Annotated in this window: 14 protein-coding genes and 1 rRNA gene; 6 read left to right on the top strand and 9 right to left on the bottom strand. The window is 30.5% G+C overall.

Annotated features, from left to right (window positions below; translation table 11 throughout):
• Positions 1–814: 814 nt before the first annotated feature.
• Complete coding sequence (locus OCU55_RS23570) at positions 815–1,594, top strand: MurR/RpiR family transcriptional regulator (RefSeq protein ID WP_261854700.1); 780 nt, start codon at positions 815–817, stop codon at positions 1,592–1,594.
• 181 nt (positions 1,595–1,775) lie between these two features.
• A complete protein-coding gene (locus OCU55_RS23565; RefSeq protein WP_261854699.1) occupies positions 1,776–3,155 on the top strand; it encodes a 6-phospho-beta-glucosidase in 1,380 nt (459 codons plus the stop codon).
• A gap of 112 nt (positions 3,156–3,267) precedes the next feature.
• Here the strand turns inward: OCU55_RS23565 and OCU55_RS23560 are convergent, their stop codons facing one another.
• From OCU55_RS23560 to OCU55_RS23535, 6 genes are all read right to left on the bottom strand, one after another.
• Positions 3,268–3,600, bottom strand: a complete 333-nt coding sequence (locus OCU55_RS23560) for an SdpI family protein (protein WP_261854698.1) — start codon at positions 3,598–3,600, stop codon at positions 3,268–3,270.
• Between the two features lie 90 nt (positions 3,601–3,690).
• Complete coding sequence (locus tag OCU55_RS23555; protein ID WP_261854697.1) at positions 3,691–4,251, bottom strand: cytochrome c family protein; 561 nt, start codon at positions 4,249–4,251, stop codon at positions 3,691–3,693.
• Between the two features lie 28 nt (positions 4,252–4,279).
• Entirely contained in the window at positions 4,280–4,633 is a 354-nt protein-coding gene (locus tag OCU55_RS23550; RefSeq protein ID WP_261854696.1) for a DUF3139 domain-containing protein, read from the bottom strand.
• Between the two features lie 50 nt (positions 4,634–4,683).
• Positions 4,684–5,190: an AAA family ATPase gene (locus OCU55_RS23545; protein WP_261854695.1), complete on the bottom strand. Its 507-nt coding sequence runs from the start codon at positions 5,188–5,190 to the stop codon at positions 4,684–4,686.
• Positions 5,191–5,237: 47 nt separating this feature from the next.
• A complete protein-coding gene (locus tag OCU55_RS23540; RefSeq protein ID WP_261854694.1) occupies positions 5,238–6,062 on the bottom strand; it encodes a hypothetical protein in 825 nt (274 codons plus the stop codon).
• A 150-nt stretch (positions 6,063–6,212) separates the two neighbouring features.
• The gene (locus tag OCU55_RS23535; RefSeq protein ID WP_261854693.1) at positions 6,213–7,103 is read right to left on the bottom strand and encodes a class I SAM-dependent methyltransferase; all 891 of its coding nucleotides are present in this window, start codon (positions 7,101–7,103) and stop codon (positions 6,213–6,215) included.
• Positions 7,104–7,494: 391 nt separating this feature from the next.
• Here OCU55_RS23535 and OCU55_RS23530 point away from each other — a divergent pair, with 391 nt between their 5' ends.
• The 4 genes from OCU55_RS23530 (at position 7,495) to OCU55_RS23515 (ending at position 9,210) form a co-directional block, all read left to right on the top strand.
• Positions 7,495–7,905, top strand: coding sequence for a GNAT family N-acetyltransferase (locus OCU55_RS23530; RefSeq protein WP_261854692.1), 411 nt, complete (start codon positions 7,495–7,497; stop codon positions 7,903–7,905).
• A 110-nt stretch (positions 7,906–8,015) separates the two neighbouring features.
• Positions 8,016–8,573: a GNAT family N-acetyltransferase gene (locus OCU55_RS23525; protein ID WP_261854691.1), complete on the top strand. Its 558-nt coding sequence runs from the start codon at positions 8,016–8,018 to the stop codon at positions 8,571–8,573.
• A 118-nt stretch (positions 8,574–8,691) separates the two neighbouring features.
• Entirely contained in the window at positions 8,692–8,922 is a 231-nt protein-coding gene (locus tag OCU55_RS23520; protein ID WP_261854690.1) for a GNAT family N-acetyltransferase, read from the top strand.
• Positions 8,923–9,210 (top strand): GNAT family N-acetyltransferase, encoded by a 288-nt coding sequence (locus OCU55_RS23515; protein ID WP_345795609.1) that lies wholly within the window; start codon positions 8,923–8,925, stop codon positions 9,208–9,210.
• A gap of 178 nt (positions 9,211–9,388) precedes the next feature.
• Here the strand turns inward: OCU55_RS23515 and OCU55_RS23510 are convergent, their stop codons facing one another.
• From OCU55_RS23510 to rrf, 3 genes are all read right to left on the bottom strand, one after another.
• A complete protein-coding gene (locus tag OCU55_RS23510) occupies positions 9,389–9,994 on the bottom strand; it encodes a hypothetical protein (protein WP_261854689.1) in 606 nt (201 codons plus the stop codon).
• A 310-nt stretch (positions 9,995–10,304) separates the two neighbouring features.
• Positions 10,305–11,306, bottom strand: coding sequence for a rod shape-determining protein (gene mreB, locus OCU55_RS23505; RefSeq protein WP_261854688.1), 1,002 nt, complete (start codon positions 11,304–11,306; stop codon positions 10,305–10,307).
• 996 nt (positions 11,307–12,302) lie between these two features.
• Positions 12,303–12,395 (bottom strand): 5S ribosomal RNA (rrf, locus tag OCU55_RS23500); the annotation flags it as partial.

The raw sequence follows: 12,395 nt of genomic DNA, 5'->3' as shown, positions 1-12,395 counted from the left end.
TGTGTTAGGCACGCCGCCAGCGTTCGTCCTGAGCCAGGATCAAACTCTCAATTTAAAGTTTAATCATAGCTTACTTACTTAGTAAGTCTTTTTTCAAAAGAATTGCTGGTTTATTTTAAGTCTAATTTTAGACTTTATGTTATCTTCTCTGTTTAATTTTCAAAGACCAAGTTTTTATCGCCATCTTTCTGACAGCTTATTCATCTTACCACTGTAAGATTTCTTTGTCAACACATTTTTCAAAAGTTTTTTAAATATAATTTAAATTTCACTTTAAAATCTTGTGTTATTTTGTCGAACTGTGTTGCAGCGACATAAACTATGATATCACATCCATTGATGCTCAATAATATGTAATATGCCCTGAGTTCAATTTACTTATACATTTTTTAAAAATATCTCCATATTCCTAAGTATTTCACCAATTGATACACTTGGAAGTGTTTTCCCCAAAAAATCTATTTTCTATAGACATAAATATAAGTGAAGGTACATTTTTGACCTAATAATGTAAATCACTATAAATAATTGCGGGATACTTCTAGAATTTTTAATAATATTTCCCTTTCATTAATAATACAATTCAACTTTATTTCTAAGAAAGGTATTTAAGAGACTCATACTTATGTTAATGATTTACTTTTTAATAACTTAATTTACCTTTATGTTCTTTAAATGTATGTATTAATACTTTACTTACTTTTCAGCAGCAATATGGTAACATATAGATATAAAGATCTATCAGTTCGAACCGAAACCTAGTTCTATAGAATTAAAGTAGAATATCTATTCTGCTTATATGGGGGTGCAAAAAATGCCTAGTATTATTATCTTATTATTAAATGTAATAAACACTTTAGATGAAGATTCAGTAAATTTTAAAATTGCTAATTATCTTCTATTAAATATAAATGACCTAGAAGATCTTTCGATGTCCACTATTGCAAAAAACTGCAATGTTTCTAAGGCTACCGTAAGTAGATTTTGTAAACAAATTGGTGTGGATAATTTTTATGAGTTTAAATTTATTTGTCAGAATAGAAAATCTGACGTAATAGAAAAATATTCTCCTATTGCAAATTTAGAAAACAGTACAACTCAGTTTATAGATGAAACAATAAAAGCTCTTCAGCTAGTTAAAGAGTCTCTAAATTCAAAGATCTTGAATGAGCTGGTAGAAGACTTGTTTAAATATGATAAAGTAGCTGCCTTTGGTCATATGCAGTCTGGAAATATAGCTGTATCTCTTCAGCACGACTTATTTTCAAATGGTAAAATGGTATATACGAGAATGCCTTACATAGACCAAAAACAATTTATTGAAGCTGCAACAAATGAAAACTTAATTATTATATTTTCAGCCTCGGGCAAGTATTTTTCCAGATTATTTCAAAGAGATGGTTTTTTTGACAAAAAGAATAAGCCAAAGATATATATGATAACTACTTCTGTTATAAAAGTTCCACCATCATTTATAGATCATATAATCTCACTACCTAATAAATATGAATTGAGCTCATCTATGATCTTACAGTGTTATGCGAATTTAATACCTCTAAAATACTTTGAACGCGTACATAAAAAGAGCCTATAAATTTTAGAAATTTATAGGCTTTCTTTATTGTGTGGAGACGAAAATAAAAGCATTCATATCTAAGTTAAATCTATATTATAACGTTTTCTTATTCTGAAAATCGTTTCACGAATTGAAACAATGTTGAAATGATTTAGAATATTGTTTATTGTTTAAGTAGATTAGTTGAGGAGGTATTGAGATGGAAAAGAAACCAGTTAAAATCGTAACAATCGGTGGAGGTAGCAGCTATACTCCAGAATTAATGGAAGGTTTTATAAAGAGATATGAAGAGCTCCCAATCAGAGAAATTTGGTTAGTTGATATTGAAGCAGGTAAAGAAAAGTTAGAAATAGTTGGTGCTATGGCACAACGTATGTGGGATGCTTCACCATACGATGTTAAAGTACACTTAACTTTAGATAGAAGACAAGCATTAAAGGATGCAGATTTCGTAACTACTCAATTTAGAGTTGGATTATTAAATGCACGTATAAAAGATGAAAGAATTCCTTTCTCTTATGGAATGTTAGGACAAGAAACAAATGGTGCTGGTGGTATATTTAAAGCCTTCAGAACAATTCCTATAATTCTTGGCATTGTTGAGGATATGAAAGAGTTATGCCCAAATGCATGGCTTGTTAACTTCACAAATCCAAGTGGTATGGTAACTGAAGCTGTTGTAAGATACGGTAAATGGGACAAGGTTATCGGACTTTGCAATGTACCAGTTGGTGCTATGATGAAAGAACCAGAAATGCTTGGTGTAAAATTAGAAGATTTAACATATCAATTTGCAGGTCTAAACCACTTCCACTGGCATAAAGTTAGTGACAAGAATGGAAATGATGTTACTGCTCAAATAATTGATAAGATGTACAGCAATGATTCAGGTATCCCTGCAAACATTCATGATGTTCCATTTATCAGAGAGCAATTAGAGCAAATGAATTTAATACCATGTGGATATCATAGATACTATTACTTACAAGAAGAAATGTTAAAGCATGGCATAGAAGAATTTAACGGTGTTGGAACTCGTGGACAACAAGTTAAACAAACTGAAGCTGAACTTTTTGAATTATATAAAGATCCTAACTTAAACTACAAACCAGAGCAATTGACTAAACGTGGTGGTACACACTACTCAGATGCAGCTTGTGAGACAATACTTTCTATCTATGCTGATAAGAAAGCTCACATCGTTGTTTCAACTAAAAACAATGGAGCTGTTCCTGACCTACCAGCTGACTGCGTAGTTGAAGTTTCTGCTTATATTTCAGGTAAAGGTGCTCTTCCAATAGCATTTGGACCATTAGAACCAGCACAACGTGGATGGTTACAACTTATGAAGAATATGGAGCTTTGTGTATGTGAAGCTGCTGTAACTGGTGATTATGGACTTGCATTGCAAGCATTCATACTAAATCCACAAATTCCTGGTGGTGCAACTGCTAAGCGTGTGTTAGATGAATTATTAATCGCTCACAAGAAGCATTTACCTCAATTTGCTGAGAAGATAGCTGAACTTGAAAAGAACGGCGTAACTGTTAAAGACGAAGTTGCTGCTAACTTAGATTAGTATCATAAATAAAATTAGCCCTTAAAACTAGCTGAGTTAATAATATACTCACTATTAAAAATATATAAACCCTAAATAGAAACTGCCAGCATAATTTTGCTGGCAGTTTTTATTATACTTTCCTCTTTCCATCGCTATTAAAAATTTTCCTCAAGTGACCTTCATCTATAATCAGCATAACAATTACACCTACTAAAAAAATTATCACTTTATACTCAGTATTAAAACCACTAAGAAATTGATTTAAAAGAAACCCTAACCCCATATAAATCAGGCCAAAAATAATAAGACTATTAGAAGAATATCTTTGAGCTTCATCCCATGTATCTTGATTTTTCATTGAGAATTTTGTTCTATACCCATATATATAATTAATCTTATGTGGTGGAAAAATCCTAAATATAAAACCACAAACTGCACATATCCCTCCAGTAAAATATAACATATATCTCCTCCTAACTTATTAAATATACTTTAACCTTCATCAATTCTTAATCAATTATTATATCAATACTTAATGTTATAGAATTTCATGCTACTTTTCTACCTTCTCAGATATTGTCTGAAAAACATTTGTAAACGCTGCTTTAATATTCTCTTCATTTTCAATATCGTTATATAGCCTGTATCTCCAAACAGATAAATTATCCTCGTCACACAATATGCCCGTCATATATGTTTGATCTTTTGAATCTGCTGCATCCTCATATGATAATTCTTCAAGTGTAAATGGTGGAAAGCTCTTTTCAGTCTGGATAAAAAAGAATGGAATATTAGACTTTTTATATATAGTAGCATACTTTGCTTGTGCCGCTTCAGACAAGTTTTCTTTAGTTATAAAGATTGCATCGTAGTTTGAATCAAAATTCTCTTTTCCCATATCAGTGAACTGAATTTTCGTGAACTTAACTTGTTTTTCACGAACCTTTGGTATTTCTCCTACGATTCCAATGCTTAGGTTTCTTCCTGTGTAAGGCTTAGTTTTTATAGATTGAGGCTGCCTTACATTATAAACTATGATTACAATTAAGATGACACATAGAAAAAGATAAACTGGTCTTTTCTTAATATTTAAAATAGCCCTCACTCCAATCAATAATATTCAATTTCAATATAGTAACTCTTTAATTTTCATGTTTGAAACTTTTATTATCTGGATTAGCGTTATCTACCATTGATCTAGAAGATATTTTTTTCTCACCAGTATAATCATATACATATGTCACTGAAGGCTCGTCTTTAAAGGTAACCTTAATTACATAGCCCCCATAGCCAAGCATTTCACTGTCTAAACGATAATCAACAAATAAATCATAATCTCCACTTTTACTACCTTTTTCTGATAAATACTTTTCCATTGCTACTTTAGCATTAGTAATTTTTTCAGATCTTTGATTTTCAAAACTCTTTATTTTGTAAATGTAAAAACCAGCAATCAAAACTATAATAATAGTGATTATAGCAATAACCTTTTTCATAATTCCCCCCATAATAACTAATTTGCTCTATCATTAAAGTACTTGTTTTATCACCAACGGATAACCTTATTATATATTTTCTCTGCCGCCTCTTTTGGCGAAATACTGCTTACATCTATCTTTTCAGTATTCATATTATGATAGCACTGCAATCTTGGTACACTCCTCTCAATAACATCTTCTCTACGAATTCCCTGCTTTATATCTTCTTTAATTCTTGATATTAAGGCTTCCTCTGAGCATATTATTGAAAACTTATAAACCTTACAATCCTTTGTATCTAATCTTGATAATATTTCATCAATAATGCTTTGTTCGTGCATAACCCAGCAGAAGATGATATTTTCATACTCAGAGCATGCAATAAAATTATTTAACGCATAAGTTATATTATCAATAACCATTCTTTTAGTTTCCTCTGTGACAATAAAAGGTGACATATCCCAGCACCAATCACCATCAAGAAAAACAGCTTTAGGTAACTGTCTTTGAAGTATTTTACTTGTTGTTGTCTTGCCTACTCCCATGGTTCCATTTATAAAAATTAGATTCTTCATTGCATTACATACCTACTTTCTTTAAAGCATAAATCTAAATATCTTGGCTATTTTATATATTCACTCCAAATTTCCACAAATAGCTTAAGTCTACTGACATATCTAGTGTTAAACTTCATTTGTAATTCATCATAACTAACTACTGCTTCATATAGAAGTTCAGCTATGTGATTATGAGTTTCATCATTATGGATTTTAAATTCATTTATATGAGTGGTATCTACTTTTAAATATTCAAGCTGCTCTGAATACCCATATCTATGAAAGTTCGTATTATACTGATTGTCTCTAATAATCATTTGACTTACTAGCCCTTCCATAATAAGCGTATGGGCTAAATGTGAGGATATTAAATAATCCTCCCTCATTAATTTACCTAAAGCTTGCACTGCAACAAACCAAAACCAATCTGCCTTTTCTAAATCATATTTGCATGATAACTTTTCATTGTCATCAATAGCTGTTTGTTCATATTTTAATAGATTAGCGGTTTCATCACACCTGCAAAAACAGGAAAAATCGATACGTATACCGCTGTTTAGACATATACGCATACCTTCTTTATCTTCAACTCTTTTTTGAAATATGATACCAAATATTCTATCTTGAATTTCTAATCTAGAAAAATACTTCTTGTAGATTGGAGTTTCTTCATCATAATCATTAGGGTGCAATCTTAAATAAACATTTATATCTACATCACTGTATTTATCATGATAACATTGCTCTAAGCCCTTTTTGATATTCCGGTTATCATCCTTAGATAAAATAAAAACTTCCTTTATCTGAACCTTTTCCACTTCTGGTAATGTAAATAATACTGATAAAAAACTTCGAGCCTCCTGCTCCATTACTTCTTTGTTAATATTCATATTTTATATTCCTCCTTTAATTGTTTTAAATTAAAGGATATTTCTTAATTTACCCATATTTCTCATATAATTTAACCTCCTGTATTGATCTATCCAAATTAAAAACTGTTAATTAAGTTTTCCTTTCTCAAAATGCATGTCCACAAAAATCTATTTCCTCCCATAAGAGATCATTATACATGGTGCTTGAATTATAAAAGCACTGTGTTTATGCTCTCTTGCATAATTGCTAATCTTAATTTGTCCATCCACAAATTTTCCTGCCTCTTCTTCACTTAATCCTCTTTGTATAAATGTGTTGATGAGATTTAGCTTTTCCTGATTTGATATTTTTTTATCCCATCCCCAAGCTTTAACTATGGCATTATATTGTTTCTCATGTACATCTTTATCACCAAATGGATTTATAAACTTTACACAGTCATTCATTCTAACTCCAACATCACTTAGGCCTAATTGCTGCATCAAAACAGGTATTTTTATGCCAAATCTATAATCCCTTCCCCCATCTAATAGTTCTTTTCTAAACATTTTTCTATGTAAACTCGGAATATCCAGTTCCGTATAATCGAGACCTTCAAAATACTGACCTGCTTTTTCTATCTCCAGGTCTCCTTCCATACAAATCACTAATCCACCTTGAACAACTGATTGTATCATTTTTTCCAGAATATCTTTTGCACCTGGAATATGTCTTAAAACAGCCTGTGATATAACAATGTCATACGTTTCTACAGGCATATACTCACTAAGATCTGCTTTAATAAATCTTGTAGAATAGCCTGATTCATCAAAAATATTTTCTGCTTCAGTTAAAAGGATCTCACTAAAATCAATACCTGTATATGTACTCCCTTTAGCCAACATTGGAAGTAGCAATAGCCCAACATAGCCAAATCCGCATCCAAAGTCTAATATATTAACCGGCTTATTTATCTTCCAAACCTTTTCTACCAAAAACTCAATATAGTCAGCATTACACCACCCAGTTCGAATTGCTTTTAAAAAATCAAGCTTCTCATTCCATATAATTTCATTCATACCATTATCCCCTATTAATATAGATGTACCACCTCGAATCGAAATCTATTTTTATTACGAAGTGGTACATCCATAATATGACTTTTCAAATTCATAAGCTTACCACATACATATTATAACATTTTATTCCACATACTGTATATTTATTAGTTTCATATTAGATCTTACTAGAAATAAACTTATATCAATTTGTAACTGGAATATACTTGAAGCTTTTATGGAAATGTTTTAGAATTATTGTAAAATATTTGTTAATAGATAAATCCTGATGATACTTTGAGCTTAAAATCTATTATTTTTACTTTTTCCTTATTATTAATTACTGGCTGTTCTAAACCTGAGGATAACGAAACTTTAAAACAATTTACTGATATAAAGGATGTGATAATAAATGATTAATATAGAATATGCAAATAAGTCAGAAATTCAATATATTATTGATAATGATAAACATGTTTCTACAGAACTAGTAGAAATGAAAATTAAATCAAAGGAGATTTTATTAGTAAAAGATGAAGAACATAAAATACTTGGATGGTTAAGATTCAATTACTTTTGGGACAATACTCCTTTTATGAATTTGCTTTATATTGATGAAGCTTATAGAAATAAAGGGGTTGGTACATCTTTAGTTTATTTTTGGGAGATTGAAATGAAAGCTAGAGGCTATGAATTAGTTATGACCTCTACTTTATCTAATGAACTAGCTCAGCATTTTTATAGAAAACTAGGCTATAAAGATGCAGGAAGCTTATTACTAGAAAATGAGCCTTTAGAGATCATCTTTACAAAAAACATATAACTCCGAATTAATAAACCAAAAAAGCAAATAGAAATAATAGTAACATTGCAAGCTAATATAAAGCATTGCTTTCAAAGCTTAAGCAAATACGTAAAAAGGAGCAATTTTTTATGACATTAAAAAATATTTATACTGATTGTCCAATATATAAAGGTGGTCTTATTTCGCTAAGACATACAAAATTAGAAGATGCTGAAGATTTATTAAAATGCTATTCTGACGAAAAAGCAGTACCTTTTTTTAATTCTGATAATTGTAATGGAGATAACTTTCACTATACAACTAAAGAAAGAATGAGACAAGCTATTGAATTTTGGAACTTTTCTTATATTCATAAGTATTTTATAAGATGGACAATAATTTTAAATGATACTAATGAAAAGCTTGGAACTATTGAAATGTTTCATAGAATCGCAGACGATGAGTTTAATCACTTCGGTGTTTTGCGCATAGATTTACACAGCCATTATGAAACCGAACCAATAATTAGTGATATATTACAAATTGTAAACGAAAACTTTTTTGATGCTTTTGATGTTAAATCAATTATTACAAAAGCCATTCCAGATGCCAGTGAAAGAATTTCAGCATTAACAAGGCAGGGATATTATCCACTTAACAGAAAATTTATGATATATGATGACTATTATATAATAGAGCAAAAGTAGTCTTCAGATAGTTGCTTTAATATCTTGTTTTAACAGTAACATAGTTAGGGTTCACTGTTTTTTAATTAATTTACATGCTATTAAAGCATATGTTGAAATTGATTGGAGGAATATTAGAATGTATTTAAAAAGCAACGAATTGGTTATAAGACATGCAACTATATCTGATGTACAAACACTTTGTAATTGGTGGGCTGATGGTGAGGTAATGGCACATGCAGGATTTCCAAATGGTGTTTATACTGATTCAGAAAAATTAAAAGATAGTATAAGAAATCAAACTGATGGAGCTGCAAGAAGAATAATAATTGAGATTGATAATAAAAGTGTTGGCGAAATGAACTACTGAATAGAAGATAATATTGCAGAAATAGGAATTAAAATATGCGACTTTAATTATCAGGAAAAAGGCTATGGCACCAAAGCTTTAAAATTGTTAATATCATATTTATTTGATAATTTAAAGGTTGAAAAGATTATCCTGGATACAAATATTAATAATACAAGAGCTCAGCATGTTTATGAAAAGCTTGGATTTAAAAAGATTGCTACTAGAATTAACTCTTTTAAAAATCAACTTGGAGTTTTCCAATCTAGTATTGACTATGAGTTAATTAATAATGACTTCTTAATATGATTTAATTCAATATCTATAAATTTATATTATTACCACTAAAAACAGGCAGTCCACTTTCAACTAAAATTAGGACTGCCTGTTCTTATATAAGATTATTAGAGATTTCTTTACAATGAGCTATATTATATCACTCCATCTGCATTCTTTGATTAGAGCAATATGTTGAGTAAATTACTCTTTAGCTTTTATTCAATACTGCTTGTTTTGTAAATGGATTTTTTCTAACAGCCAAAGAATATAAGAATGGGTATTCTCTTTTTAAGTAATTCATATAGTATATCCATTCAACTATCATCTGCTTATAACATCTTTTAATATCTGCTGACAGATGCACTAAATCTTCATTAGGAATATTATTAAGATCTTCTCTGTATGAAAGTTCATCGTAAATATGATATAAAGCCCAAAGCATATCTGTAAAAGAATTGTGCTCAAGAAGAGTTTGATTCTCAAACATAGAAAGTATGTTTTGCTTATTACTGAATATAAATTCTCTTAGTTCATTTAAATCTCCTGATTTACTATCAACTATAATCTCAGATTCTTTGAATTCTTTCACTGCCTTTAGAAAGTCTTTATCAGACCATCCATTTCCTATCCTAAGCTTTTCACTAATTTCCTTAAAATTTAAATTAAAACATGCCATATTACTTATGGCTCTAACTCCAGTCTCAGTGAAAAATGCACCTATTACCACACTTATCTTCTTAAGATTGTCCTGTTTTTCTTTAGCTTTCACAATCTGATCTATCAATACCGTTACAATAATAACCTGCAGTGGCACAAAGGCTAAATCCTGTAATAGATAAAATCCAGTATCTCTTTGATCATGAAATATAGAAATTTGAATGAAATAAAATGATAGCGAAATACAAAGTAATAAAAGTACTAACGAAATATTTTTATATAACTTATTTATATTAATCCCTCCAAAATCTTTGAGTAAATTAGTACATCCCCGTTAGTATATTATCACATTTTCTGCATTGATGGCAATTTTGTCCATGCTTACTATTTTAGACAAAAATAGTAGTCTAAATTTAGACTACTATTTCAAAGAAAAAAGTAACTCAAGAAGTAGATTATAAATTAGATTAAATCTTATCTATCATGTCTAGGCATTTTCCAGCGCCGCGAACTACGCACTCAAGTGGATTTTCTGCAACATGTACATGTATATGAGTTTCACTATGTATCAATTCACTTAGACCTTTTAAAAGAGCTCCACCACCTGAAAGCATTATACCATTATCCATTATATCTGCAGCAAGCTCTGGCGGTGTTTCTTCAATAGCAGCTTTAATTGCATCAATTATCAAATTAATCGGATTTTTCAAGGCTTCTCGTATTTGGCTATCTACAACTATAATAGATTTTGGTAGTCCTGTCACCAAGTCTCTTCCTCTTATCTCCATGCTTCTTTCTTCTTCACCACTTTTTGCATATACACACCCTAGCTCAATTTTAATATTTTCTGCAGTTCTTTCTCCTATCATCAGATTGAATTCCCTTTTTACATAGTCAATAATTGTCTCGTCTAATTCATCTCCTGCAATTCTTAAGGTTTTGCTTGTTACAATCCCTTGAAGTGATACTACTGCTACCTCAGTAGTTCCAGCACCTATGTCAATAATCATGCTTCCTACTGGCTCATCTACAGGTAATCCTGATCCTATAGCTGCAGCTACTGCTTCTTCGACTAACATGACTTTACGAGCTCCAACCTGGCTTATTGCCTCATTAATAGCTCTTTTTTCTACTTCTGTAACTCCTGAAGGATGCGAAATAGTGATTCTAGAGCTCTTAACAGCACCTTTATCATTAACTTTTTCAATAAACTTTTTCAGCATTTTTTGAGTTAAATCAAAGTCTGCAATTGTACCGTCCTTTAACGGTCGAATAGCTTCTATGCCTTGTGGCGTTCTTCCTATCATATTTTTAGCATCTATTCCCACTGCTAAGACTTGTCTATTTTTTGTATTTATAGCCACCACTGACGGCTCAACTAATAAAATTCCTTTTCCTTTTACATATAATAATGTATTTGAGGTACCTAAATCTATTCCTATATCTCTAGTTTTCGTAAAAAATCCCATTAAAACTTCCCCCTTAGACTTGTAATACAGTTTCTCTTTAGTAGGTATAATTCAAAATTTATGGAAGTGCCAATATATATTTTCCATAATGTGTCCAATCGCGAACTTTTTTTACAGTATATACCTTGATTTACTCGCTTTTCAATGCATAAATCATGGATATTAATACTTAATTTTCATAAAAAGCATTTCTCTGTCTTTATTATGCTAATCTTTCAAGTTTGAAATTTATTATAAAAAGCTTACTAAAGTGACTTCTTCAGTAAGCTTTTTTGCGCATCTGTCTTAACGAATGTCTCTGACGAAAATCCGGCAGACAAATATATGTTGTTTTCCTACTGTATAACCTAAAAAGTTATACTAAATCCTTAAAATCACTAGGTTCAGCTAGATTGAAAACTTTGCAATTTCCTTTACGGAAAAAAGTCCACTTTTATTATCTTTAAAATATTATTATCATTACCCCCTTAAAAACAAAATCTCTTGCGTATATATCTATGAGGATCGTATCATCACAGTAGTATAAAAAGCTTTATGTAAAACAATGCTTTTATTCTAGCTCTTATATACGATCTACGGTTATGAACTCCCGCAAATTATAAATTTTATTTTAATTGGTCCTTAGGTGTATAAAAAATTCTTTGAGTTATCTTAAGAACCAAAATTAAACACCACTTCTATAATCCCTCTACCTATAGAAGTGGGCCCTTTTTACTCTACGAAGGCGGGTAAGTTATATTTTTTACTGTTGTTATGTATAAAACTGTAACCCTTTAAAATCTGAAAACTATTTTTAAAGCATCTACTGAGAATCCAGTAAAGTTTTAAAAATAGTTTTAGTTTGAATAACTTTTACTCTAGTAAGCAATCTGAATATCTACGTATTTTATCTTAAAATTTTTAAATTGTGCAACTAGGTTGTAAATTTTACATATTTCTATACAAAAAAAGACTTCACTTATCGTGAAGTCTTTTTCGTATCATAAGATACTAATTACCTAGCAACCACCTACTCTCCCACACAGTCGCCCATGCAGTACCATCAGCCGTCTAAGTCTTAACCTTCGTGTTCGGTATGGGTACGGGTGT

This window comes from Clostridium folliculivorans, assembly GCF_024341905.1.
GTDB lineage: Bacteria > Bacillota > Clostridia > Clostridiales > Clostridiaceae > Clostridium_AR > Clostridium_AR folliculivorans.
This window is presented reverse-complemented; position numbering and strand designations above follow the sequence as displayed.

What these genes read in the sequence shown, in the direction of transcription:
- OCU55_RS23560 (WP_261854698.1), bottom strand. Translation starts at nt 3,600, where the DNA reads ATGTTATATTTTACTGGAGGGATATGTGCAGTTTGTGGTTTTATATTT.
- OCU55_RS23565 (WP_261854699.1), top strand. Translation starts at nt 1,776, where the DNA reads ATGGAAAAGAAACCAGTTAAAATCGTAACAATCGGTGGAGGTAGCAGC.
- OCU55_RS23520 (WP_261854690.1), top strand. Translation starts at nt 8,692, where the DNA reads ATGTATTTAAAAAGCAACGAATTGGTTATAAGACATGCAACTATATCT.
- OCU55_RS23570 (WP_261854700.1), top strand. Translation starts at nt 815, where the DNA reads ATGCCTAGTATTATTATCTTATTATTAAATGTAATAAACACTTTAGAT.
- OCU55_RS23550 (WP_261854696.1), bottom strand. Translation starts at nt 4,633, where the DNA reads ATGAAAAAGGTTATTGCTATAATCACTATTATTATAGTTTTGATTGCT.
- OCU55_RS23545 (WP_261854695.1), bottom strand. Translation starts at nt 5,190, where the DNA reads ATGAAGAATCTAATTTTTATAAATGGAACCATGGGAGTAGGCAAGACA.
- OCU55_RS23535 (WP_261854693.1), bottom strand. Translation starts at nt 7,103, where the DNA reads ATGAATGAAATTATATGGAATGAGAAGCTTGATTTTTTAAAAGCAATT.
- OCU55_RS23530 (WP_261854692.1), top strand. Translation starts at nt 7,495, where the DNA reads ATGATTAATATAGAATATGCAAATAAGTCAGAAATTCAATATATTATT.
- mreB (WP_261854688.1), bottom strand. Translation starts at nt 11,306, where the DNA reads ATGGGATTTTTTACGAAAACTAGAGATATAGGAATAGATTTAGGTACC.
- OCU55_RS23525 (WP_261854691.1), top strand. Translation starts at nt 8,016, where the DNA reads ATGACATTAAAAAATATTTATACTGATTGTCCAATATATAAAGGTGGT.
- OCU55_RS23540 (WP_261854694.1), bottom strand. Translation starts at nt 6,062, where the DNA reads ATGAATATTAACAAAGAAGTAATGGAGCAGGAGGCTCGAAGTTTTTTA.